The organism is Kitasatospora arboriphila (genome assembly GCF_039528095.1).
In the GTDB taxonomy this organism is placed as follows: Bacteria; Actinomycetota; Actinomycetes; order Streptomycetales; family Streptomycetaceae; genus Kitasatospora; species Kitasatospora arboriphila.
This window is the reverse complement of the sequence record NZ_BAAALD010000052.1, coordinates 35,339-57,914: the sequence shown is the minus strand read 5'-3', so window position 1 is coordinate 57,914 and position 22,576 is coordinate 35,339. Positions and strand designations below refer to the sequence as shown.

The following is a 22,576-nucleotide window of genomic DNA, read 5'->3' as shown; positions in this document are numbered from 1 at the left end:
GCCCCCGGCGCCCCCCCCCCCCCCCCCCCCCCCCGCCCCCCCGTCCCGGGCCCCGCCGCGCCCGTCGACTCCCGGTTGCGCTCGGCCTCCGGCGGCGCGCCGGCCCGCCGTCCGCGCCTGCCGTGGGCGGGCCGCGGACGGGAGCGGACGGGGCGTCCGGCCCGGCTGACGGCGGTGGGCACCGGGGTGGCCGCGGTCGCCGGGACCCTGCTGGTCGCCGGGGTGGACCGGACGCTGTTCGGCGGCCTCGGCGTGCTGTTCGGCCTGGGCTACCTGGTGCTCTGCTTCCAGCTGGCCGTCCGGGTGCGCTACCCGGACCTGCCGGCGGCGCCGATCGCCGGGCCGATCGCGTTCGCGCTGGCGCTGGCGCTGCTGCAGCCGGCCACCACCTCCGGGCTGACCGGCCGGGTTGTCTCGCTGGCGAGCGGGCTGGCGGTACGGGCGGGCTGGCTGTTCGCCGGGACGGGCCTGGCGGCCGTGATCGTGGCAGCCCGGTTCGTGGCCCAACGCCGGATCCGCCGCACCAAGTAGCACCGCAGGGGTGCACGGCACGGGCGCACCACCAGGGGCGCGGGGAACTGCGCGATTCGGATGCGGGGCACCGTACAGATCAAGGCTCGGCCCGTGCTGTCGTGACGCCCACCCCCGGATTGCGCAGTTCTCCCCCAGCCTTCGGCCGGGCGGTGCCCCCACGCGCCCCTGGGGTGGCTAGCTCGCGTGGGCCGCGGCGGCCATCGCGGCGCCGACGATGCCGGCGTTGTTGCGGAGTTCGGCGGGGAGGACCTCGGCGTCGCGCTTGCGCAGCAGCGGCAGGAACTTCTCGTGCTTGCGGCTGACACCGCCGCCGATGATCATCAGCTGCGGCGAGAACAGCATCTCGACCAGGTCGAGGTACTCGTCGACCCGCACCGCCCACTCGGCCCAGGACAGCCCGTGCCGTTCCCTGGCGGCCGAGGAGGCGCGCCGCTCGGCGTCCTTGCCGCGCAGTTCGAGGTGGCCGAGCTCGGTGTTGGGCACCAGGGCGCCGTCGACGAAGAGCGCGCTGCCGATGCCGGTGCCGAAGGTGAGCAGCAGGACGGTGCCGCCGCGGCCGCGGCCGGCCCCGTGGGTGACCTCGGCGATGCCGGCCGCGTCCGCGTCGTTGACGACGGTGGCGGGCAGGTCGAGGGCCTCGCGGAAGAGCCCCTCGGCGTCCATGCCGATCCAGTCCTTGTCGACGTTGGCGGCGGTGCGGGTGCGGCCGCGGACGACCACCCCGGGGAAGGTCAGGCCGACCGGCCCCTGGTGGCCGAAGTGCCGGACGACCTCGACGACCGCCTCGACCACCGCGTTCGGCGAGGACGGCTGCGGGGTGAGCACCTTGAAGCGCTCCTCGGCGAGCCCTCCCCCGGCCAGGTCGACCGGGGCGCCCTTGATGCCCGAGCCGCCGATGTCCACGCCGAATACCGTCGTCATTCCGCAGTTCCTCCCTCGAAGCGTCGTCCACAGCCTGTGCACAAACCACGGGCTGCGCACCAACCTACGGGGGCGGGGCCGCCCCCGCCCGCCGTGCCGTCCCTCCGGTACCCGGTGGCGGGCAGCACGAAGCCCGGGCGTCCGCGGTGTGCGGGCACCCGGGCTCGGGGCGGGCCGGGGCCTCAGGGCCCCGGTGCGCGGGTCAGAGCTTGCCGGCGGCCTCGGCGCGCAGGTCGCGGCGGAGCTCCTTCGGCAGCGAGAACTGCAGGTGCTCCTCGGCGGTCTTCACGGTCTCGACGTCGGCGTAGCCGCGCTCGGCGAGGAACTCCAGGACGCCGTCGACGAGGATCTCGGGCACCGAGGCGCCGCTGGTGAGGCCGACGGTGGTGACGCCCTCCAGCCAGGCCTCGTCGATCTCGTCGGCGAAGTCGACCAGGTGGGCGGCCTTGGCGCCGTACTCCAGACCGACCTCGACCAGGCGGACGGAGTTGGAGGAGTTCTTGGAGCCGACGACGATCAGCAGGTCGGTCTCGGGCGCAAGCTTCTTCACCGCGACCTGGCGGTTCTGCGTGGCGTAGCAGATGTCGTCGCTGGGCGGGCTGACCAGCAGCGGGAAGCGCTTCTGCAGCTCGCCGACGGTGGCCATGGTCTCGTCCACGGAGAGGGTCGTCTGGGAGAGCCAGACGACCTTGGACTCGTCGCGGACCTCGACGTTCGCGACGTCCTCGGCGCCGTCCACGAGGTGGATGCGGTCCGGGGCCTCGCCCATCGTGCCGATGACCTCCTCGTGGCCCTCGTGGCCGACGAGCAGGATGTCGTAGTCCTCCTCGGCGAAGCGCACGGCCTCCTTGTGCACCTTGGTGACCAGGGGGCAGGTGGCGTCGATGGTGGCGAGCTTGCCGGCCTTCGCCTCGTCGTGCACGGACGGGGCGACGCCGTGCGCGGAGAAGACCACGATCGCGCCCTCGGGCACCTCCTCCGTCTCGTCGACGAAGATCGCGCCCTTCTTCTCGAGGGTCTGCACGACGTACTTGTTGTGGACGATCTGCTTGCGGACGTAGATCGGGGCCCCGTACTGCTCCAGGGCCTTCTCCACGGCGATGACGGCGCGGTCGACGCCCGCGCAGTAGCCCCGGGGGGCGGCGAGCAGGACACGGCGCTGTGCAGTGGTGGACATGGCTCCATCGTACGGGCGCCCCGTCGCGGCGCCCGACGCGCAGGGGGCCGACGCGCGCGGGGCCGATGTGGGGGGCCGATGTGCGGGGGGCCGATGCGTGGGGCCGGGCCGCGCCGGGCGCGGCGGCGGCGTCACCGGGCGGCGCTAGCCTCGTGGGCATGGCGAACAGCAGCTCCCCCGAGGCGCCCGTCCCGGTCGGCAGGGTGTCGGCGATGATCGGCGGTTGGATCGACCGGCTGGGCGAGGTCTGGGTGGAGGGGCAGATCGCGCAGCTGAGCAGGCGGCCCGGCGCGGGGATGGTGTTCCTGACGCTGCGCGACCCGGAGCGGGACGTCTCGCTCACCGTGACCTGCTTCCGTTCGGTCTTCGAACAGGTGGCGGAGGCCGTCCAGGAGGGCTCGCGGATCGTCGTCCACGCCAAGCCCGAGTGGTACACCGCACGCGGCACGCTCTCGCTGCGGGCGTCCGAGATCCGGCTGGTCGGGCTGGGCGAGCTGCTGGCCCGGCTGGAGCAGCTGAAGCGCAAGCTCGGCGCGGAGGGGCTGTTCGACGCGGAGCGCAAGCGGCCGCTGCCGTTCCTGCCGCACTGCGTGGGCCTGGTGACCGGCCGCGGCTCGGCGGCCGAGCGGGACGTCCTGGAGAACGCCCGGCGGCGCTGGCCGGCCGTCCGCTTCGAGGTGCGCAACGTGCTGGTGCAGGGCCCGAACGCGGCGGCGCAGGTGGCGGCCGCGGTGCGGGAGCTCGACGAGCACCCGGAGGTGGACGTCATCGTGGTGGCCCGCGGCGGCGGCAGCGTGGAGGACCTGCTGCCGTTCTCGTCCGAGGAGCTGGTGCGCACCGTGGCGGCGGCCCGCACCCCGGTGGTCAGTGCGATCGGCCACGAGCCGGACCAGCCGCTGCTGGACTTCGTCGCCGACTTCCGGGCGTCGACGCCGACCGACGCGGCGAAGCGGGTGGTGCCGGAGGTGGGCGAGGAGCTCGCCCGGGTGCGCCAGCTGCGGGACCGCGCCCGGCGCTGCGTGGTGGGCCGGGTCGAGCGGGAGCTGCACGGGCTGGAGGGGGTGCGCAGCCGTCCGGTGCTGGCCGCGCCGCACCGGCTGGTGGAGGACCGGGCGGCGGAGGTGACGGCGCTGGTGGAGCGGGAGCGGCGGGCGCTGGGGAACCGGCTGGACCATGCGCAGACGGACCTCGGGCACGCGCTGGCCCGGGTGGTGGCGCTGTCGCCGCTGGCCACCCTGCAACGCGGCTACGCGGTGCTGCAGCGGGCGGACGGGGCGGTGGTGACGGACCCGGCGCAGGTGGCGGCCGGGGACGAGTTGCACGCGCGGGTGGCGGAGGGCGGCTTCGGGGTGACCGTCGTACCGGAGTGAGCGCGGGCCGCGTCGCGCGACCGGACTCATTCGACCGGTGTGCGGGCGTGCGGGGGACGGCTCATGGTCTCCTGCACGAGGGTGTTCCACTCGCGGCTGAGGTCGGCGAGCTCGGCCTGGGCCCGGTCGGCCGCCTCGTGGGCGTGCCGCAGTTCCCGGTGCACGGCCTCCAGCAGGCGCAGCAGGGCGTCGGCGCCGAGCTGTCGGCCGTCGGCGAGCGGCGGTGCGGGGGGCGGCGGTATCCCGGGCGGCGCGGCCGGCGGCAGGGCGGCCGCGCGGGCGGCGACGAGTTCGGCCTGACGGGCCGTCCTGGCCTCGGTCTCGCGCATCCACCGCCTGGTCCTCGCCAGGGCGTACTCGGTGGTGGACAGCGCCGCCACGGCCAGGCAGCCGAGGAACGGGATCCAACGGGTGTCGTAGGTGCCGGCGACGATCAGTGCTGTTCCGCCGACCGCGCCCACCGCTCTGAGCGCGTCGGCCGCCACCGGAGAGAATCTCGGCATTACTGGCCTCACCTCTGCATGTGCACTGCCCCTCCCCCGCGGTTCTCGTCCGGCGGAAAAGAACCGCGCTCGCTTTCCTGCTGCAGGCCGATCGCCTGGGCGATGGAGGCGAGAAGGAATTTCCGGATCATGGGGTGGGTTACACCCCAGGCGTCCAACGCTTCCTCAGGGGTGATGGGTGAGCGTACTCCCCGGGGGAGATCGTTTGCGGATTCCTCGGAAATCACTCCGCCGCGCACCAGCAGCTCGTGCAGGTCCAGGTGGACGACCTGCGCGATTCTCTGGAATTGGGAGGGGCGGGGAAGGGTCTCGCCGCGCAGCATGCGCCCGACCGCGGAGGCGCTCATGCCGGTGTCCCTGGCGAGGGCGAGCCGTCCGCCGGAGCCCGGGGTGAGGTCGTAGCCCGCGCGCCGGGCGGCCTCGTGAACGACGGCACCGAAACGTTGGGCGGGGGTGGTCTCCGAGGCGGTGTCCTCAGTCGGCTGCATGGCGGGCAAGGCTAGCGCGTGTCATGTCCCAGATGCATCTACTTGCATGAGTGCAAGCCAATGACGATCAGTCAGGTCCCGCCAAATCTGGATGGCAGTGAGGCGAACTGACGGAATTTCGGAATCGCTTGCACGCATGCATGCCCGCTCGTATCGTTGCGGGACCTGCTCTCCGGGAGGTCCGGTATGGATGGGACGCCGCGTGGAACGCTGCGTGGAACACCGCACCTGATCGAGGCCGCCAAGGCCGGCGACCGGGACGCCTGGGCGGAGTTGTACCGCCGATATCGGGGGCCGGTCCTGGCCTTCCTCACGCGGCGCACCGGGAATCGCGCACTCGCCGAGGACCTGACCCAGGACACGTTCGTCCGCGCAATGGCGTGCATTGACGGGTTCCACTGGACGGGGAAGGACATGGGGGCGTGGATTTTCACCATCGCCCGGAACATCATGTTCGACCACGACAAACGGCGGGCCACCCGCAGCGAGTCGACGGTGGCCGCGGTCGCGGATTCCGATGCGGGAATCTGCGTCGAGGACCAGGTGGTCTCCCTCGTCGAGGCCGAGCGCGTTTTCGCCGCGCTCGCGACATTGACCGAGCACCAGCGGACGGCGCTCACGCTGCGCTACTGGGACGACCTCAGTTCGCGGGAGGTGGCGGACGCGATCGGCATCCGGGTGGGCGCCGTGAAGACCCTCACCTGGCGGGCCCGCAGCACCCTGCGCCGCACCCTCGTCGCCCCCGCCGCCGTCCCCGCCGAGCGCTGCGGCCCCGCGGAGCACCGCGCCCCGGCCGAGCGCTGCGCCGCGGCCGAGCGCCGCAGCCCGTCCGCCCGGCGGCCGGTCAGCCCGCGCTGACGGCGGGCGACCGCACCGGCCTGTCGTCCGCAGCCCCTACGCTGGCGGCATGGCAGATCAGCAGCAGGACGGTCAGACGGTCCGGGGTGCGGCCGACGGCGACGAGGCGCTCGGGTACGAGCAGGCCAGGGACGCGCTGCTGGAGGTCGTCCGGCAGCTGGAGACCGGCGGCACCTCGCTGGAGGAGTCGCTGGCGCTGTGGGAGCGCGGCGAGCGGCTGGCCAAGGTCTGCCAGCGCTGGCTGGACGGCGCCCGGGCCCGGCTGGACGCGGCGCTGGCCGCCGAGGAGTCCGCCGACGGGTGAGCCGCCGCCGGCGACGGCGGGCGACCCGGGACGCATCGCGCAGGTGTGACGGGGGTCACGCCCGCCTGCGGAATAGTTTAAGTTTCACCCAATGTTGGAGCCCGGTGAACGGTCCTCCCGGCCGTCTCGACCGCTTTCCCGTCTTCCGTTTGAGGTGGATTCCGCAATGACTCTGGCACTCGACGCCGCCGCCCAGGACCTGCTCTTCCGCGAGGCCCGTACCGCCAACACCTTCACCGACGAGCCGGTCAGCGACGAGCAGGTCCGGGCCATCTACGACCTGGTCAAGTTCGGCCCCACCGCGTTCAACCAGCAGCCGCTGCGCATCGTGCTCGTCCGCACCGACGAGGGCCGCGAGCGCCTGCTGCAGCACATGGCCGAGGGCAACCGCGCCAAGACCGCCACCGCCCCGCTGGTCGCCATCCTCGCGCAGGACAACGAGTTCCACGAGGAGCTCCCGACCCAGCTGCCGCACTTCCCGCAGGCGAAGGACATGTTCTTCTCCGAGCGCCCCGTCCGCGAGGCCTCCGCCACGCTGAACGGCGCCCTGCAGGCCGCGTACTTCATCATCGGCGTGCGCGCCGCCGGCCTGGCCGCCGGCCCGATGACCGGCTACGACGCCGCGGGCCTGAACAAGGAGTTCTTCGGCGACGGCGAGCACTCCGTGCTGGCCGTGGTCAACATCGGCAAGCCCGGCGAGGACGCCTGGTTCCCGCGCTCCCCGCGCCTGGAGTACGACGAGGTCGTCACCACCGTCTGATCCCGCTCCGGGTCGCGCACGGCCCGGGCAGGACGAAGGCCCCCGCGGTTCGCCGCGGGGGCCTTCGCCGTACGTCCTCGGGGCGCGCGCACCGGCGCCGCGCGCTACTTCAGCGCGGCGGCCAGCTGGGCCAGCTCGTCGTACGAGGCGGAGCCGGTGACGACCGTGGTGGCGGTGCCGGCCGGGGTGGCGAGGCCGCGGTACTTGGTGCCCTGGAAGCGCTGCCAGTCCTGGCCGGCCACCGGTGCGCTGCCGTCCGGCTTGCCGCCCGGCACCACGGCGCCGATCACGTCGTCACGGGTGGCGTTGGACTGCTCCACCGCGGCGTACTGGCCGGACGGGGTCACGAAGCCCAGGTGCCACACGGCGTTGCCCTTGCCGTCCTTGCGGTACTCGACCGAGGTCGCCCGCCACTGCTCGGAGAGCCCCTGCGGGCCGAGCACCGGGTAGGGCGCGGCGCGCTTCGCCGAGGCCAGCGCCGAACGGTAGTCGACGACGTGCACGCCGTCGCCGCCCTCGTGCGGGATGAAGAGGTATCCGAAGAAGCCCACGACACCGACCGCCAGCATCGACAGGATCATGTCCCGTACCGTCTGCCGGCCTCTCTTGCTGCTGCTGCCTGCCACCCGTCCATGGTGGACCATGCCCCCCGCGCCCCCGACCACCGGGTACCCCCCGGCGGGGTGAAGCCGGACGAACCACCGCATACCGGCTGGTCGCGCCGGGTGTGCCACAGACACCCGTCCGGGTGCCGGATACGATCGCACCAACCCTCACCACGGCGTTCCGACCTGGCAGTAGTCGGGCGCTCACTGGCCGTCGCGTACAGAGAGGTAACGACGATGACCACGCAGTACCCGCACCACCTCCCCAGCTCACTGGAAGTCGCTCCGGAGGCCCCGGACCGCAACCTCGCCCTGGAACTCGTCCGCGTCACCGAGGCCGCCGCGCTCGCGGCGGGCCGCTGGGTCGGCCGCGGCGACAAGAACGGCGCCGACGGCGCGGCCGTGAAGGCCATGCGCACCCTCGTCTCCACCGTCTCGATGAACGGCGTCGTCGTCATCGGCGAGGGCGAGAAGGACGAGGCGCCCATGCTGTACAACGGCGAGCGGGTCGGCGACGGCACCGGCGCCGAGTGCGACGTCGCCGTGGACCCGGTCGACGGCACCACGCTCACCGCCAAGGGCATGCACAACGCGGTGGCCGTCCTCGCGGTCGCCGACCGCGGCACCATGTTCGACCCCAGCGCGGTCTTCTACATGGACAAGCTGGTCTGCGGCCCGGAGGCCGCGGACTTCGTCGACATCTCCGCACCGACGGCCGTCAACATCCGCCGGGTCGCCAAGGCCAAGGGCATCGCCGTCGAGGACGTCACCGTCGTGGTGCTGGACCGGCCCCGCCACCAGGGCCTGGTCAAGGAGATCCGCGAGGCCGGCGCCCGGATCAAGTTCATCTCCGACGGCGACGTGGCCGGCGCCATCATGGCCGCCCGCGAAGGCACCGGCGTCGACCTGCTGATGGGCGTCGGCGGCACCCCGGAGGGCATCATCGCGGCCTGCGCGATGAAGTGCATGGGCGGCGTCATCCAGGGCCGGCTGTGGCCGAAGGACGAGGCGGAGCGGCAGAAGGCGCTGGACGCCGGCCACGACCTCGACCGCGTCCTCACCACCGACGACCTGGTCTCCGGCGAGAACGTCTTCTTCGTCGCCACCGGCATCACCGACGGCGAGCTGCTGCGCGGCGTCCACTACCGCCAGGAGACCGCCACCACCAGCTCGCTGGTGATGCGTTCCAAGAGCGGCACGATCCGGCGCATCGACTCCACCCACAAGCTGTCCAAGCTGCGGGCCTACAGCGCCATCGACTTCGACCGCGCCAACTGACGCGGCACGTCGCGAACAGCGGCCCCGGGCGTCCGCGCCCTGGGCCGCGGCCGTGCGTCAGCCGGCTATCCGGCCCGTCGGCACCCGCCGCGCCTCGCGCAGCTCCGCCTCCCGGCGCCGCCGCCGGGCCAGCACCACCCGCCGCTCGGCCGCGGTCAGCCCGCCCCACACCCCGTACGGCTCCGGCATCGCCAGCGCGTGCTCGCGGCACTCCAGCAGCACGGGGCACCGGGCGCAGACCTGCTTGGCCTGCTCCTCACGCGAGAGCCGGGCCGCCGTCGGCTCCTTGGACGGCGCGAAGAACAGCCCGGCCTCGTCGCGGCGGCAGGCCGCCCCGGTGTGCCACGGGTTGTCCTCCAGCGGGTCCGCAGGGGCCCCCACCGCCACCGGACTGCGGCGGACGGCGGCGGAGCCGGTGGCGCTGGACTCGATGGGATGCAGCACGGCTACTCCTGACGCGGTACGGGACTCGGGGAAGCTCGTCCCTGCCCGACTGCCCCGTGCCCACCCGCCGCGGCGCCGCCGCCGTACGGGATCACAGCCGTAACAGGAACCGATGTGCGTGGGGAACTACCCCCTCGCCCCCCGATTCATGCACACCGCACGCAACCGACTACTCCCTGCACTCGACACAACGACGAGTGCCCGCAGCACAGTTGGCCGGGCGGCAGACTCCCGCCCGGCCCCGCTCAGCGGTCGAGCTGCTTGCGTGCCCACTCCCGCAGCTTCTTCCCGCGGCGCGGCTTGGCCTCGCAGCCGCCGAAAATCGCCGCGCCCTTCACCCGCACCACCGGCGCGTACGGGTCGGCCGCGGTCTGCTCGCGCACCGAGAACCCGCCGAAGATGCCCACCCCGCCGCCGTGCAGGCTGACGTTCTCCGGCACCTTGATGTCCACCCCGCCGAAGATCGCGGTCACCTCGATGACCACCTCCGGCGACTCGAAGACCGCGTCGGTGAGGTCGATCTCCACCCCGCCGAAGACCGCGACGGCCTTCAGGTGCGGCCCGACCCGCCAGCGGCCCTTGCGCTCCGCCCCGCCGAACACCGCCACCATGGTCGGCGCCTCCTGGCGGGCCGGCGGCAGCGGCGCGCGCTGCTGCTGCAGCGGCGGCTTCACCATCGACAGCGGCGCACCCTCGGTGGCGGCCGGCAGGTCCCGGGTGAGCGGGACGAGGTCGCCGAAGGTCTTCGCGGCGTACGCGGCCTCGATCCGTTCCGAGTGCTCCTCCACCGTCAGCCGGCCCTCGGCGTACGCGTCGCGCAGCAGGTCGGCGACCCGCTCGCGGTCCGCGTCCGAGCACCGCAGATCGGCCTCGGCGACCGGCGCGGCGACCGCGGGCTGCGCCTGCGGGACGGGGGCCGGCTCCTGCTTGGTCATGGGTACGGGCTGCTGCCCCTGGTCGTCGGGCGACGGCGAAGTGTCCACGCCCAAAGCCTAGCCATCGGGATCACTCCGAACGAGAGTTCGCCGGAGAAAGGCGTGAGCCCCGTCACGCAGGCTCACCTGCGCTCCGCCGCCGCGCCGCCTGCACCTACATTGGAGGGTGCTTCGCAGACGCAGCCGACCTCGCTAAGGATCTCCCCCCATGGCCACCCCGGAATTCGAGTACCGCGACCTCCTCCCCCTCGGTGCCGACCCCACGCCGTACCGGAAGCTCACCTCCGAGGGCGTCTCCACCTTCGAGGCGGACGGCCGCACCTTCCTCAAGGTCGAGCCGGAGGCGCTGCGGCTGCTCACCGCCGAGGCGATGCACGACATCTCGCACTACCTGCGCCCGGACCACCTCGCCCAGCTGCGCCGCATCCTGGACGACCCGGAGGCGAGCCCCAACGACCGCTTCGTCGCGCTCGACCTGCTGAAGAACGTCAACATCTCGGCCGGCGGCATCCTCCCGATGTGCCAGGACACCGGCACCGCCATCGTCATGGGCAAGCGCGGCCAGAACGTCCTCACCTCCGGCCAGGACGAGTCCGCGATCGCCCGCGGCGTCTACGACGCGTACACCAAGCTGAACCTGCGCTACTCGCAGATGGCGCCGGTCACCATGTGGGACGAGAAGAACACCGGCAACAACCTGCCGGCCCAGATCGAGCTGTACGCCACCGACGGCGACGCCTACAAGTTCCTCTTCATGGCCAAGGGCGGCGGCTCCGCCAACAAGTCGTACCTGTACCAGGAGACCAAGGCGATCCTCAACGAGTCGTCGATGCTCTCCTTCCTGGAGCAGAAGATCCGCTCGCTGGGCACCGCGGCCTGCCCGCCGTACCACCTGGCGATCGTGGTCGGCGGCACCAGCGCCGAGTTCGCGCTCAAGACCGCCAAGTACGCCTCCGCGCACTACCTCGACAACCTGCCGACCTCCGGCGACGCGAAGACCGGCCACGGCTTCCGCGACCTGGAGCTGGAGCAGAAGGTCTTCGAGCTCACCCAGAAGATCGGCATCGGCGCGCAGTTCGGCGGCAAGTACTTCTGCCACGACGTCCGCGTGATCCGCCTGCCCCGCCACGGCGCCTCGCTGCCGGTCGCGATGGCCGTCTCCTGCTCCGCCGACCGCCAGGCGCTCGGCAAGATCACCGCCGAGGGCGTCTTCCTGGAGCAGCTGGAGACCGACCCGGCGAAGTACCTGCCGGACACCACCGACGCCCACCTCGACGACGAGGTCGTCAAGGTGGACCTCAACCAGCCGATGGCCGACATCCGGGCGCAGCTGTCCAAGTTCCCGGTGAAGACCCGCCTCTCGCTCAGCGGCACCCTGGTCGTCGCCCGCGACATCGCCCACGCCAAGATCAAGGAGCGCCTCGACGCCGGCGAGGGCATGCCGCAGTACATGAAGGACCACCCGGTGTACTACGCCGGCCCGGCGAAGACCCCCGAGGGCTACGCCTCCGGCTCCTTCGGCCCGACCACGGCCGGCCGGATGGACTCCTACGTCGACCAGTTCCAGGCGGCCGGCGGCTCCATGGTCATGCTCGCCAAGGGCAACCGCTCCAAGCAGGTCACCAAGGCGTGCAACGAGCACGGCGGCTTCTACCTCGGCTCGATCGGCGGCCCGGCCGCCCGCCTCGCCCAGGACTGCATCAAGAAGGTCGAGGTGCTGGAGTACCCCGAGCTCGGCATGGAGGCCGTCTGGCGCATCGAGGTCGAGGACTTCCCGGCGTTCATCGTCGTGGACGACAAGGGCAACGACTTCTTCGCCGAGGTCACGGACGGCCCGCTGATCACCAGCCTGCGGGTCCGCTCCGCGGAGTAGGCGCACGACGGCGCGCGCCCCGGTCCTCGCGGACCGGGGCGCGCGCTGTACGTGCTTCAGGTCAGGGGCAGCTGGTGATGTTGCCGAGCGGCTCGAAGGTCTCGTCGGACTTCTTGCCACCCTCGGCCGGCTGCTCGCCGGCCGGCTCCTCCGGCTGCTCGGCGAGGACCGAAAGCGCCTGCTCGATCGCGTTCGGGTCGACCGGAGCAACGGCGTGCTCGGCGGCGACGGGCTCGGTCGGGGTGGTGGTCTCGTCGGCCATGGTGCGCCGCCTTTCAGGTCATCAGATCTCGGCGCTCTGGATCGTCCCGGGCGCCAGCCCAGTATCGTAGGGGTCGTTAAATGTCTTATAAACGTCCCGTCCTGCGCACGGTTCGCGGATGTTTGCGCGCTTCCTCATAAGCTGACGCCCCGCCATTCGGCCGGGAGACGCCACAGGGAACCACCGACATACGCCTTCGGGGGAGGACATGGAGCTTCAGGGGACGGCGCCGGCCGATGCGCTGCGCTTCCAGGTGCTCGGCCCCGTCCAGGCCTGGCGCGGGGACGAGCCGCTCGCGCTGGGTTCGCCGCAGCAACAGGCAGTACTGGCGGCCCTGCTGCTCAACCGGGGCCGGCCGGTGACCACCGACGACCTGGTGGACGGCATCTGGGGCGACCGTACCCCGCCACAGGCCGTGGCCGCGCTCCGCACGTACATTTCACGCCTGCGGTCGGTCATCGAGCCCAACCGGGCCGTACGCAAACCGGCCGAGATCCTGGTCTCGGTCAGTGACGGCTACGCGCTGCGCATCCCGGACGGCTCGCTCGACCTCGCGGCCTTCGAAAGCCGGGTCGCGCGGGCCGCCGACGCCCGGGCCGACGGCGACTTCCGCACCTCCCACGAATCGCTGCTGGCGGCGCTCGCCCTGTGGCGCGGCAGACCCCTGCCGGGCATCCCCGGCCCCTATGCGGAGACCCAGCGCACCCGACTGTCCGAGCGGCAGCTCACCGTTGCGGAGGAGCGCTGCGCGACCGCGCTCGAGGTCGGTCTGCACGCCGAGGTGGTGTCGGAACTCAGCGCACTGGCCGCGGCACACCCGCTGCGCGAGCGGCTGCGCGAACTGCTGATGCTCGCCCTGTACCGGTGCGGCCGGCAGGCGGAGTCGCTCGGCGTCTACGCGGACACCCGCAAGTTGCTCATCGACGAGCTCGGTGTGGAGCCCGGCAGCGGACTCGCCGCCATGCACGCCCGGATCCTGGCCGGCGACCCGGCGCTGATGCCTGCCGTGGCGGCAGCCGTACCGCTCGCCGACGAGGAGCCGTCGGCCTTCGTCCCGCCCGCCCAACTGCCCGCCGACGTCTCCGACTTCAGTGGCCGCAGCAAGATCGTGAGCGAGCTCCGGGACGTGCTGCGCGGCGGCTCCGGCCAGGCCGTGGTGGTCACCTCGCTGGCCGGCATCGGCGGCGTCGGCAAGACCACGCTCGCCGTGCACGTCGCGCACCGCCTGCGTCCGGACTTCCCGGACGGCCAGCTCTACGTGGACCTGCGCGGGGCTGGTGCCACCCCGGCCGACCCGGCCGTGGTGCTGGGCGATTTCCTGCACGCGCTCGGCGCCACCGACGCTCCGGACTCCCTCGACCAGCGCTCGGCGCTCTACCGCTCGCTGCTGGCCGACAAGCGGATGCTGATCCTGCTCGACAACGCCCGTGACGCCCGGCAGTTGACGCCACTGATCCCCGGCGTCTCGGGCAACGCGGTGATGGTGACCAGCCGTTCGCGGCTGGCGGAGATCCCCGGCGCCCACCTGGTGGACATCGAGGAGCTCAGCCCCGACGAGGCGCTGGCCCTGTTCTCCGCGATCGTCGGCCACGACCGGGTGGCGGCCGAACCGGCGGCCGCGCTGGCCGTGGTGACCGCCTGCGGCTTCCTGCCGCTCGCCGTCCGCATCGCCGCCGCCCGGCTGGCGAGCCGCCCCCGCTGGAGCGTCTCCGACCTGGCCCGTCGGTTAGCCGACCAGCGCAACCGCCTCCAGGAGCTCCAGCTCGGCAACCTCGCGGTGGAGACCACCATCGGCCTCGGCTATGCCCAGCTGCAGCCGGACGAGGCCCGGGCCTTCCGCCTGCTCTCCGTGGTGGACTCGCCGGACCTGCCGCTGCCGGCCGTCGCCGCGCTGCTCGGCACCGACGAGCAGACCGCCGAGGACCTCGCCGAGGCGCTGGTCGAGGCCAACATGCTGGAGTGCTTCACACCGGGCCGGTACCGCTACCACGACCTGCTCCGGCTGTTCGCCCAGCGGCAGAACGAGAAGCTCGGTGACACTGGCACCCAGCAGGACGCCCTGTCCCGGCTGTTGGACCTCCTGCTCGCCAGCCTGCAGAATGCCGCCCGGGTCATCGAGCCCGAGGACGTCCTGACCGAGCTTCTGCACACCCCGGTCGCTCCGGGGCTGTCACTGACCGACAGCGCCTCGGCCTGGGAGTGGCTGCGGACCGAACTCTCCCTGGTGCTGAGCGCCGTGGAGCGGGCCGTTCGGGAGCCGGTGGAACTGCTGCGGCCCGGGGTCGACCTGGTGCTCGTCCTGCGCGCCCTGGTCGAGGACCCGACGCTCGGGCGGCGGATCGGCGAGGCGCTGCGGACGGCTGCCGCCAATGCGCAGCAGTACGAGGACACCGATGCCCTGGCGCGGATCCACTACGCGCTGGGCCATCTCCAGCAGATGGCGGGCGAGCTCGCCGAGGCCGAGTCCTCTTTGCGGCAGAGTCTGGCGCTGCAGGACCCGCTGGACTGCACGCACTTCCGGGCATCGGTGGCCAACGAACTCGCCGTGGTGCTGATCCTGGCCGGGCGCCCGGCCGAGGCATTGCCGTTCTACCAGCAGGCCCACGAGATCAGCCGCAGCCTCGGCGCAGCGATCGGCGAGGCGCGGCTGCTGGCGAACATGGCACGGGCCTACGTGGGTCTCGACCGGCACGAGGAGGCCGTCGACTCCGCACGGGCCGCGGTCGCGACCGCCCGGACCTCCGGCAACACGCCCTGTCTGGGCGACACGCTCTACCAGCTCGGCGTGGTGCTGCGGGCGACCGGCTCCACGGCGGAGGCGGCGGAGGTCCTCCGGGAGGCGCACCAGCTCTTCCAGTCCCAGCAGTACCGCTTCTGGGAGGGCTACTCGCTGGCCCGGCTGGCGGCCTGCCTGGTGGACGAGGCGCAGTACTCGGAGGCGGCCGCCGCGGCCGGGGAGTCGCTGTCGATCGCGCAGGAGATCGACGCCGCCTACTGCCAGGGCCTGGCCAATGCCGCGCTGGGCGAGGCGCTCCTGGAGCTGGGGCAGCCCGCTCGCGGGCTGGCCTGTCTCCAGGAGGCACACTCGGTCTTCAGCCGGCTCGGTGTGCCCGAGGCCCAGCCCGTGCGGGACCTCATCGCGGTGCAGGAGCACACCGAGCCCTTCTCTCCCCCCGCGCCGTAGGCCGTCCGTCCCCCCGACGGGCGGCCCCTCCCCCTTGGGGCGCCGGCGCTCCCGCAGCCCCCCGGCTGCGGGAACGCTTTGACGCTTCCCCGGCGCTGAGAACACTCTGGCAGTTGCCGATTGACGTTCGATAAACGCCCAGATGCACGACGTTTCCGCAGGTCAGAACAGTTGTCCGGCGCACGCCGACAACTGCACCACCCTGGTCCGCTCCGGTGTGCCCCCGCGGCCCGGGCCCGTTTCGTCCGAAACGCGGCCAACTGCGTCCGACTGCGGCGAGTTGGCCGGAAAGGGGCCCCACGGCGCAGTGATCACGCTTATCCTCGAAGGCCAGCAGACACATCGACAAACCGACGCGGGGGCGGACACTGTGGCGGGCCTCGCCCGCCGGGGAGCCAGGTGGAGAGAGAGGTACCCAGGGCGTGACAACCGGACAGATCTCGGACCCGGCACACACCGGGCACCGGCGCCGTTCCGAACGGGCCCTGCAGGCCGTCGCCTTCGACGCGATCGGCCCGCGCTACGACGAGGTCTTCCCGGACCGCACCGGCCAGACCGCCTGCGGCGACTGGCTGCTCAACGAACTCGCCCTCGGCGCCCGGGTGCTGGACGTCGGCTGCGGCACCGGCGAGCCGACCGCCCGCCAACTCGCCGACGGCGGACTGCGGGTGACCGGCATCGACCTCTCGGACGGGATGCTGGCGACCGCCCGCCGGGCCGTGCCGGAGGCCGAACTGCACCGGATGGACATGTACGACCTGGCGACCCCGCGGGCCGCCGCGGCCTGGGGCGTGCCGCAGCTCGGCCCCGACGCGGCCGGCTCCTTCGCCGCCGCCACCGCGTTCTTCTCGCTCGTCCTGCTGCCGCGGGCGGAGATCGCCGCGGTCCTGGGCCGGGTCCGCACCCTGCTGCGGCCGGGCGGGCTGCTGGCGCTCGGCATGGTCGAGGCCGACCTCGACGACGCGCCGCTGCCGTTCCTCGGCCGCGAGCTGCGGATCAGCGGCTACCTGCGCGAGGAGCTGGCCCAGACGCTGGCCGCGGCCGGGTTCGAGGTCGAGGCCTGCACCGGCCACCCGTACGCGCCCGCGTCGACCGCCCTGCCGCCGGAGGAACAGCTCTTCCTGCGCTGTCGGCGCACCACCTGAGAGACCAGCCGGCCCGACCACCCTCGACATCTCAAGAACGGGCAGCCCGTGCGCGACCACTCCTCGCCCCAGGCAGGGCGGCCGACCGCCGCCGTGCCACTGGTCGGCGCCCAGCGCTCCGCACCGCCGCACCGGGACGAACGGCCCGGCCTCGCCGAACGGCTCGGGTACCTGGAGACGGCCACCCGGCGGATCAACGGCTCGCTGGACCTGCGCACCACCCTGCGCGACCTGGGCCGCTCACTCGTCCCGGCCCTCGCGGACGCCGCCGTGGTGCACCTGCGCGACCCGCTGCCGCCGGTCGAACGCGACCCCGGTCCGCCCACCGCACTCCGACTGCACCACGGCCACGGCACCCGGCTCGGCCGGCGCTCCCGGCTGTGCCGGCCGGCGCCCGGCGGCCCGCTCGCCCGGATGCTGGCGGGCCAGGCGCCGTACGGGCCCGCGGTGCTCGGCACCCCGGCCGCGGACCGGCTGCGCCCGCTGCTCACCGAGCTGTACGGCGCCCGCACGTTGGGCCGGCTCGCCGCCGGCACGGCCCTGCTGCTCCTGCCGCTGCGCGGACGCAAGGCCGTGCTCGGCCTGCTGCTGCTGATCCGCCGTCCGGGCAAGGCGGGCCCGGCCCGTTTCGAACCCGACGACACCGCGATGGCCCGCCACCTGGCCACCCAGGCCGGCCTCGCGGTGGACACCGCGCTGCGCTACGCCCGGGAGTTCGAGACCGCCCGCGAGCTGCAGCGCCGGATGCTGCCCGCGCACCTGCCGCAGCCGCACGGGGTACGGCTCGCCCACCGCTACCTGCCCGGCGAGCGCGGCGCCCAGGTCGGCGGCGACTGGTACGACTCGGTCGAACTGCCCGGCAACCGGGTGGCGCTGATCGTCGGCGACGTCATGGGCCACTCGCTGACCTCCGCCGCCGTGATGGGCCAGCTGCGCACCAGCGCACAGACCCTGGCCGGCCTCGACCTGCCGCCGCACGAGGTGCTGTACCACCTCGACGAGCAGGCCCAGCACCTCGGCGCCGAACAGCACCTGGCCACCTGCGTCTACGCGGTGTACGACCCGATCGCCAACCGGGTGGTGGTGGCCAACGCCGGCCACGTGCCGCCGGTGCTGATCGGCCCGGACGGCACCGCGGAACTGCTCGACCTGCCGCCGGGCGCGCCGATCGGTGTGGGTGGCGTCGACTTCACCTCCACCGAACTCCCGGCGCCGCCCGGCTCCGCCCTGCTGCTGTTCACCGACGGCCTGGTGGAGAGCCGGCGCCGCCCGCTGACGACCGGCCTGGAGAAGCTGCGCGCCCGGCTCGCCGCCGCCCACCGGCACTCCCCCGAGCACGTCTGCCAGGAGGCGCTGCGGGTGCTGCCGCCGGGCGAGCGCGCCGACGACATCGCGCTGCTCGCCGCGGCCTTCGACGGCATCCCGGCCGAGGACGTCTCCTACTGGTACCTGCAGCCCCGGCACGAGACGCCCGGCCGGGCCAGGCGCCTCGCCGCGCACGCACTGCGCCGCTGGGGGCTGGAGGAGCTGTCGGAGACCACCGAGCTGATGGTCAGCGAGCTGGTCACCAACGCGATCCGGCACGCCACCCGGCCGGTGACGCTCCGCCTGGTGCGGACCTCGCGGCTGCGCTGCGAGGTCGGCGACGACAGCCCGGCCCTGCCGCGCGCCCGCCGGGCCGGGCCGGACGACGAGCACGGCCGGGGCCTGCAGATAGTCGCCCGGTGCGCCGACGACTGGGGTGCCACCCGGCTCGGCGCGGGCAAGGTGGTCTGGTTCGAGCAGCGCCTGCCGACCCGCTGCCGGGCCGTCCCCACCCGGGCCCGGGACACGGCGTAGCCCCCTGGGCCGGCGGGCGGTTCAGGGACGTTCGAACTCCGGGTGGGTGCGGACGAGTTCGCCGAGGGTGGCGGCCAGGTCGGGGCCGAGGACGGCGTCGGCCAGCGGCGGGGTGCGGCGCAGGGCGAGGACGGTGCGGAGCACGTCGGCGTGGTGCAGCAGCCGCAGGGAGTCCAGGTACTCGCGCTGCTCGGCGGTGCGGCCCGCGGCACCGGCGGTGCGCCAGGCGGTGAGCAGCGACTTGACCACGGTGAACATCATCCGGCGGCCGCGGACGAGCTCGGGGCGGGCGTTCAGGCCGAAGACGTCGATGGTGGCCTCGCCCTTGGCGGTGAGCGGGTCGTAGGCGCCGGACTCCAGGTACAGCACCAGGTGTTCGGCCGGGTCCTCGCGGGCCGGGTCGACCAGCAGGTGCTCGCCGGTGACGGGGTCGCAGGGGAACCGGTCGCGCTTCTGGTTGCTGTTGCAGTGGGCGCAGGCGAGCAGGTGGTTCTGCCAGTCGAAGGTCCGCAGCGGGTCGCGGGCGATCGGCTCGAAGTGGTCGATGTCGGTGCCGAGGTTGTCCCCGCAGTACATGCAGCGTTCCAGGCCGGGCGCCATCCGGCGGAGCATCAGGCGGAGTTGGGCCTTGGGCTGGCGGGCGGTGCGCCAGGCGGCGCGGCCGGCCGCGGTGGTCGGGCCGGCGGTGCGGATGGCGGCGGTGCGGCGGGCCAGTTCGGCGGCGAGGGCGGGGGCGAGCGGCGGCCGCTGCAGCGGGATCACGGCTGGTCGCCCAGCAGCCGGGCGGCGAGTTCGTCCGCGCGGGCGCCGAGGGAGCTGTTGAGCTTGGCGCCGAGGCGCCGGTAGGCGTCGAGTTCGGCGCTGGTGGCGCGGCCGCTGTAGAGCTTGCGCTCCAGCCGGATCAGCAGGCGGCGCTCGGCCTCGGCGGCGGCGGAGTAGGCGCTGGGCAGGCCGAAGAGTTCGGAGAGCGCGGTGTCGTCGCCGCTGCCGTACAGGACGCGCTGGTGCAGGTCCTCGTCGAGGACGCGGGGCGCCTCGTCGGTGCCGGGCGCGGCGAGGCGGACGAGGGTGCCGGGGTCGGCGGCCTGGCAGACGTACGGGCTGTGCGTGGCGACCAGGAACTGCGTCTGCGGGAAGCGGGTGGTGAGCCAGCCGCCGATCTGCTGCTGCCGGACGGGGTGCAGGTGGAGGTCGACGTCGTCGATCAGCGCGATGCCGGGGCGCGGCACGGTGGTCGTGCCGTTCGCGGCCTCGGTGCGGGCGTCCCCGGCGAGGGTGCAGACGATCGCCGCGAGGGCGGCGGTGCCGCTGCCGAGTGCGGTGAGCGGCCGGGCGGGTCCGTCCGGCGGTGCGACCAGGGCGCGGCCGGGGTCGGTGATGCGCCAGCCGTCGGGGAGCAGCCCTTCCGCGAGCAGGGCGGCGGCGGCCGCGGTGAGGGCGGTGGGCGGGGTGCGGTCGGCGCCGAGGTGGTGGGCGCGGGTGCGGCCGTGGCGGGCCGGTTCGCCGCTGCCGTCCCACCGGCCGAGGCCGGGCAGGTCGACGGTGCCGGGGGTGCCGCCGGCGGGCTCCGGGCTGCCGGGGGCGCCGAGGGTCCGGGCGAGGGCCTGCAGCAGGGTGGTCTTGCCGGAGCCGTTCGGCCCGGCGAGGACGGTCCAGCCGGGGCCGGGGTCGACGGCGAGGTCGGCCGTGCGCGGGCCGTCGAAGCACCCGAGGCCGGTCACCCTGATCCGCGACACGTACACGCGCCCACCCCCTTCGTTCGGATCTTCGAGGGAGGTATGCCCAACGCGGCGTGCCGCGATGCCGACGGCGGTGCGTCGACGGAGGAGCTACTCGACGATGCGGACGGGGAGGTCGCGCAGGACGTTCCTGAGGGCGGCGGCGAACCGGTCGTACTCGTCGGTGCGGGCGGAGCCGGGGCGGGTGGCGAGGCCGATCCGGCGGCCGGGGGCGGGGGCGGCGAAGCGGGCGGCGGCGAGCCGGTCCGAGCGGCCGGCCTCGACGTCGAGGGCGGTGACCGGCAGCAGGGTGGTGCCGAGTCCGCCGGCGACCAGTTGGACGAGGGTGGAGAGCCCGGCGATCCGGGTGGTGCCGGCGGCGGTGTCGGCGCCGACCTCGCGGCAGATGTCGAGGGCCTGGTCGCGCAGGCAGTGGCCCTCCTCGAGCAGCAGCACGTCGAGGTCGAGCAGGACGTCCCGCGGGACGTCGGTGCGGTCGGCGAGCTCGTGCCCGGGCGGGGTGACCAGGACGAAGTCCTCGTCGAAGAGCGGGATGTCCCGGGTGGGCGCGGCGCCGCCGGCGGGCAGGGCGAGCAGCAGGACGTCGAGCCGCCCGGCGGCGAGCCCGTCGAGCAGCGAGGGGGTGCGCTCCTCGTGGACGTGCAGTTCCAGCTCGGGGTAGCTGTCGCGGACCAGCCGCAGCACGGTGGGCAGCAGGTACGGGGCGACGGTGGGGATCACGCCGAGGTGGAGCGGCCCGGTGAAGGGGCGGCGGGCGGCCTCGACCGCCTCGGTGAGGGAGTGCAGCGAGCCGAGGACGCGGCGCGCGTGCTCGGCGACGCGCTCGCCCAGCGGGGTGATGATGACGCGGCGCGTCGTACGCTCGACGAGCTGGGCGCCGAGGGCGTCCTCCAGGGCGGCGACGGCGCCGGACAGGGCGGGCTGGCTGGTTCCGGTGGCGGCGGCGGCCTCGCGGAAGTGCCGGTGCTCGGCGACGGCGACGAAGGCGCGCAGCTGGGCGACGCTGGGGGTGCGGGGCTTGCTGTGGTGCTGGGCAGTACTGATAGCTCTCTCCGATCAGATGCGACGATTCTAGCTATTTCCCCGATCAGTCCGTGGTGTGCGAGGGTGGACGACGTCCGAATACGTCGAACCATAGGCAATTCGGGCACTTTCCCTCATATCTCAAACCAGGAGAAGCGAACGTGCTCACGATCGGTGACAAGTTCCCCGAGTTCGAACTCAACGCCTGTGTCGACCTCGACGCCGCGAACGCCTTCGCCGAGATCAACCACAAGACCTACGAGGGCAAGTGGAAGATCGTCTTCTTCTGGCCGATGGACTTCACCTTCGTCTGCCCGACCGAGATCGCCGCGTTCGGCAAGCTGAACGAGGAGTTCGCCGACCGCGACGCGCAGGTCCTGGGCGTCTCCGGCGACTCCGAGTTCGTGCACCACGCCTGGCGCAAGGACCACAAGGACCTGCGCGACCTGCCGTTCCCGATGCTGGCCGACGTCAAGCACGACCTGATGCGCGCCTGCGGCGTCGAGGCCGCCGACGGCACCGCCCAGCGCGCGGTGTTCATCGTCGACCCGAACAACGAGATCCAGTTCGTCATGGTGACCGCCGGCTCCGTCGGCCGTAACCCCAAGGAGGTCCTGCGGGTGCTCGACGCGCTGCAGACCGACGAGCTGTGCCCCTGCAACTGGACCAAGGGCGAGGACACCCTCGACGCCCAGGCCCTCCTGGCGGGCTGACCCATGGCCCTCGACGACCTCAAGGCGGCCCTGCCCGAGTACGCCAAGGACCTCAAGCTCAACCTGAGCGCGGTCATCGGCAACTCGGACCTGCCCGAGCAGCAGCTCTGGGGCACCGTGCTGGCCTGCGCGATGGCCACCCGCTCCCCCGCCGTGCTGCGCGAGCTGGAGCCCGAGGCGAAGGCGAACCTCAAGCCGGAGGCGTACAACGCCGCCAAGGGCGCCGCCGCCGTGATGGGCATGAACAACGTCTACTACCGGACGCTGCACCTGCTCTCCGACAAGGAGTACGGCAGCATGCGGGCCGGCCTGCGGATGAACATCATCGGCACCCCGGGCGTCGAGAAGGCCGACTTCGAGCTGTGGTGCTTCGCGGTCTCCGCGATCAACGGCTGCGGCCAGTGCCTGGACTCGCACGAGGCCGTCCTCAAGAAGGCCGGTGTCGAGCGCGAGGTGATCCAGGCGTCGATCAAGATCGCTTCGGTGATCCAGGCGGTCGCCGCCACCCTCGACTCCGAGGCCGCGATCGCGTCCATCTGACGCACCGGCACGGAACAGGGGCGCGGAGAACTGCGCGGAACGGAAGACGGCTGAGCCCAGCCTCTCCCGCCGCGCGCAGTT

General features: G+C 73.3%; 23 protein-coding genes. 12 read left to right on the top strand and 11 right to left on the bottom strand.

The genetic code is table 11. From position 1 onward, the window contains the following. The first annotated feature begins 174 nt into the window (after positions 1-174). Entirely contained in the window at positions 175-531 is a 357-nt protein-coding gene (locus tag ABD353_RS24610) for a DUF6542 domain-containing protein (RefSeq protein ID WP_344625837.1), read from the top strand. Positions 532-708: 177 nt separating this feature from the next. Here the strand turns inward: ABD353_RS24610 and ppgK are convergent, their stop codons facing one another. Both ppgK and ABD353_RS24600 read right to left on the bottom strand, forming a co-directional pair. Then, a complete protein-coding gene (gene ppgK, locus ABD353_RS24605; protein ID WP_344625836.1) occupies positions 709-1,455 on the bottom strand; it encodes a polyphosphate--glucose phosphotransferase in 747 nt (248 codons plus the stop codon). Between the two features lie 202 nt (positions 1,456-1,657). Then, entirely contained in the window at positions 1,658-2,632 is a 975-nt protein-coding gene (locus ABD353_RS24600) for a 4-hydroxy-3-methylbut-2-enyl diphosphate reductase (RefSeq protein ID WP_344625835.1), read from the bottom strand. A 158-nt stretch (positions 2,633-2,790) separates the two neighbouring features. On the opposite strand from ABD353_RS24600, the gene xseA reads away from it, so the two are divergent. After that, a complete protein-coding gene (gene xseA, locus ABD353_RS24595) occupies positions 2,791-4,002 on the top strand; it encodes an exodeoxyribonuclease VII large subunit (RefSeq protein ID WP_344625834.1) in 1,212 nt (403 codons plus the stop codon). A gap of 26 nt (positions 4,003-4,028) precedes the next feature. Here xseA and ABD353_RS24590 read toward each other — a convergent pair whose 3' ends face one another. Both ABD353_RS24590 and ABD353_RS24585 read right to left on the bottom strand, forming a co-directional pair. Further along, positions 4,029-4,505 (bottom strand): hypothetical protein, encoded by a 477-nt coding sequence (locus ABD353_RS24590; protein WP_344625833.1) that lies wholly within the window; start codon positions 4,503-4,505, stop codon positions 4,029-4,031. Positions 4,506-4,513: 8 nt separating this feature from the next. Beyond that, positions 4,514-4,993: a helix-turn-helix domain-containing protein gene (locus ABD353_RS24585; protein ID WP_344625832.1), complete on the bottom strand. Its 480-nt coding sequence runs from the start codon at positions 4,991-4,993 to the stop codon at positions 4,514-4,516. 186 nt (positions 4,994-5,179) lie between these two features. Here ABD353_RS24585 and ABD353_RS24580 point away from each other — a divergent pair, with 186 nt between their 5' ends. The 3 genes from ABD353_RS24580 to ABD353_RS24570 all read left to right on the top strand — a co-directional run bounded on the left by ABD353_RS24580 (position 5,180) and on the right by ABD353_RS24570 (position 6,915). Then, positions 5,180-5,851 (top strand): RNA polymerase sigma factor, encoded by a 672-nt coding sequence (locus ABD353_RS24580; protein ID WP_344625831.1) that lies wholly within the window; start codon positions 5,180-5,182, stop codon positions 5,849-5,851. Positions 5,852-5,900: 49 nt separating this feature from the next. Continuing rightward, positions 5,901-6,155 carry an exodeoxyribonuclease VII small subunit gene (locus ABD353_RS24575; RefSeq protein WP_344625830.1) on the top strand — a complete coding sequence of 85 codons (255 nt, stop codon included), beginning with the start codon at positions 5,901-5,903 and terminating at the stop codon, positions 6,153-6,155. Positions 6,156-6,321: 166 nt separating this feature from the next. Then, entirely contained in the window at positions 6,322-6,915 is a 594-nt protein-coding gene (locus ABD353_RS24570) for a malonic semialdehyde reductase (RefSeq protein WP_344625829.1), read from the top strand. A 104-nt stretch (positions 6,916-7,019) separates the two neighbouring features. Here the strand turns inward: ABD353_RS24570 and ABD353_RS24565 are convergent, their stop codons facing one another. Next, positions 7,020-7,541, bottom strand: coding sequence for a DUF4245 domain-containing protein (locus ABD353_RS24565; RefSeq protein ID WP_344625828.1), 522 nt, complete (start codon positions 7,539-7,541; stop codon positions 7,020-7,022). 216 nt (positions 7,542-7,757) lie between these two features. Between ABD353_RS24565 and glpX the strand changes: the two genes are divergently transcribed. Beyond that, positions 7,758-8,798, top strand: coding sequence for a class II fructose-bisphosphatase (gene glpX, locus ABD353_RS24560; protein ID WP_344625827.1), 1,041 nt, complete (start codon positions 7,758-7,760; stop codon positions 8,796-8,798). A gap of 57 nt (positions 8,799-8,855) precedes the next feature. On the opposite strand, the gene ABD353_RS24555 is transcribed toward glpX, so the two are convergent. Continuing rightward, positions 8,856-9,242 (bottom strand): WhiB family transcriptional regulator, encoded by a 387-nt coding sequence (locus ABD353_RS24555; RefSeq protein WP_425555237.1) that lies wholly within the window; start codon positions 9,240-9,242, stop codon positions 8,856-8,858. Between the two features lie 245 nt (positions 9,243-9,487). Next, the gene (locus ABD353_RS24550; RefSeq protein WP_425555238.1) at positions 9,488-10,177 is read right to left on the bottom strand and encodes a DUF1707 SHOCT-like domain-containing protein; all 690 of its coding nucleotides are present in this window, start codon (positions 10,175-10,177) and stop codon (positions 9,488-9,490) included. A gap of 208 nt (positions 10,178-10,385) precedes the next feature. Between ABD353_RS24550 and ABD353_RS24545 the strand changes: the two genes are divergently transcribed. Next, entirely contained in the window at positions 10,386-12,050 is a 1,665-nt protein-coding gene (locus ABD353_RS24545) for a fumarate hydratase (protein WP_344625825.1), read from the top strand. A 61-nt stretch (positions 12,051-12,111) separates the two neighbouring features. On the opposite strand, the gene ABD353_RS24540 is transcribed toward ABD353_RS24545, so the two are convergent. Further along, on the bottom strand, positions 12,112-12,312 hold the full coding sequence (locus ABD353_RS24540) for a hypothetical protein (RefSeq protein ID WP_344625824.1): 201 nt from the start codon (positions 12,310-12,312) through the stop codon (positions 12,112-12,114). Between the two features lie 208 nt (positions 12,313-12,520). Here ABD353_RS24540 and ABD353_RS24535 point away from each other — a divergent pair, with 208 nt between their 5' ends. The 3 genes from ABD353_RS24535 to ABD353_RS24525 all read left to right on the top strand — a co-directional run bounded on the left by ABD353_RS24535 (position 12,521) and on the right by ABD353_RS24525 (position 18,480). Next, positions 12,521-15,496 (top strand): AfsR/SARP family transcriptional regulator, encoded by a 2,976-nt coding sequence (locus ABD353_RS24535; RefSeq protein WP_344625823.1) that lies wholly within the window; start codon positions 12,521-12,523, stop codon positions 15,494-15,496. A gap of 422 nt (positions 15,497-15,918) precedes the next feature. Next, positions 15,919-16,641 (top strand): class I SAM-dependent DNA methyltransferase, encoded by a 723-nt coding sequence (locus ABD353_RS24530; protein ID WP_344625822.1) that lies wholly within the window; start codon positions 15,919-15,921, stop codon positions 16,639-16,641. 48 nt (positions 16,642-16,689) lie between these two features. Further along, positions 16,690-18,480, top strand: coding sequence for an ATP-binding SpoIIE family protein phosphatase (locus ABD353_RS24525; RefSeq protein ID WP_344625821.1), 1,791 nt, complete (start codon positions 16,690-16,692; stop codon positions 18,478-18,480). 21 nt (positions 18,481-18,501) lie between these two features. Here ABD353_RS24525 and ABD353_RS24520 read toward each other — a convergent pair whose 3' ends face one another. The 3 genes from ABD353_RS24520 to ABD353_RS24510 all read right to left on the bottom strand — a co-directional run bounded on the left by ABD353_RS24520 (position 18,502) and on the right by ABD353_RS24510 (position 21,263). After that, positions 18,502-19,242: an HNH endonuclease gene (locus tag ABD353_RS24520; RefSeq protein WP_344625820.1), complete on the bottom strand. Its 741-nt coding sequence runs from the start codon at positions 19,240-19,242 to the stop codon at positions 18,502-18,504. Next, positions 19,239-20,222, bottom strand: coding sequence for an AAA family ATPase (locus tag ABD353_RS24515; protein ID WP_344625819.1), 984 nt, complete (start codon positions 20,220-20,222; stop codon positions 19,239-19,241). The genes ABD353_RS24520 and ABD353_RS24515 overlap by 4 nt, the downstream gene beginning before the upstream one ends. An 87-nt stretch (positions 20,223-20,309) precedes the next feature. Beyond that, positions 20,310-21,263 carry a LysR substrate-binding domain-containing protein gene (locus ABD353_RS24510; RefSeq protein ID WP_344625839.1) on the bottom strand — a complete coding sequence of 318 codons (954 nt, stop codon included), beginning with the start codon at positions 21,261-21,263 and terminating at the stop codon, positions 20,310-20,312. Positions 21,264-21,403: 140 nt separating this feature from the next. On the opposite strand from ABD353_RS24510, the gene ABD353_RS24505 reads away from it, so the two are divergent. Together ABD353_RS24505 and ABD353_RS24500 are read left to right on the top strand one after the other, a co-directional pair. Then, positions 21,404-21,955, top strand: a complete 552-nt coding sequence (locus ABD353_RS24505) for a peroxiredoxin (protein WP_030273601.1) — start codon at positions 21,404-21,406, stop codon at positions 21,953-21,955. A gap of 3 nt (positions 21,956-21,958) precedes the next feature. Then, positions 21,959-22,495, top strand: coding sequence for an alkyl hydroperoxide reductase (locus ABD353_RS24500; protein ID WP_344625818.1), 537 nt, complete (start codon positions 21,959-21,961; stop codon positions 22,493-22,495). The last annotated feature ends 81 nt before the right edge of the window (positions 22,496-22,576 follow it).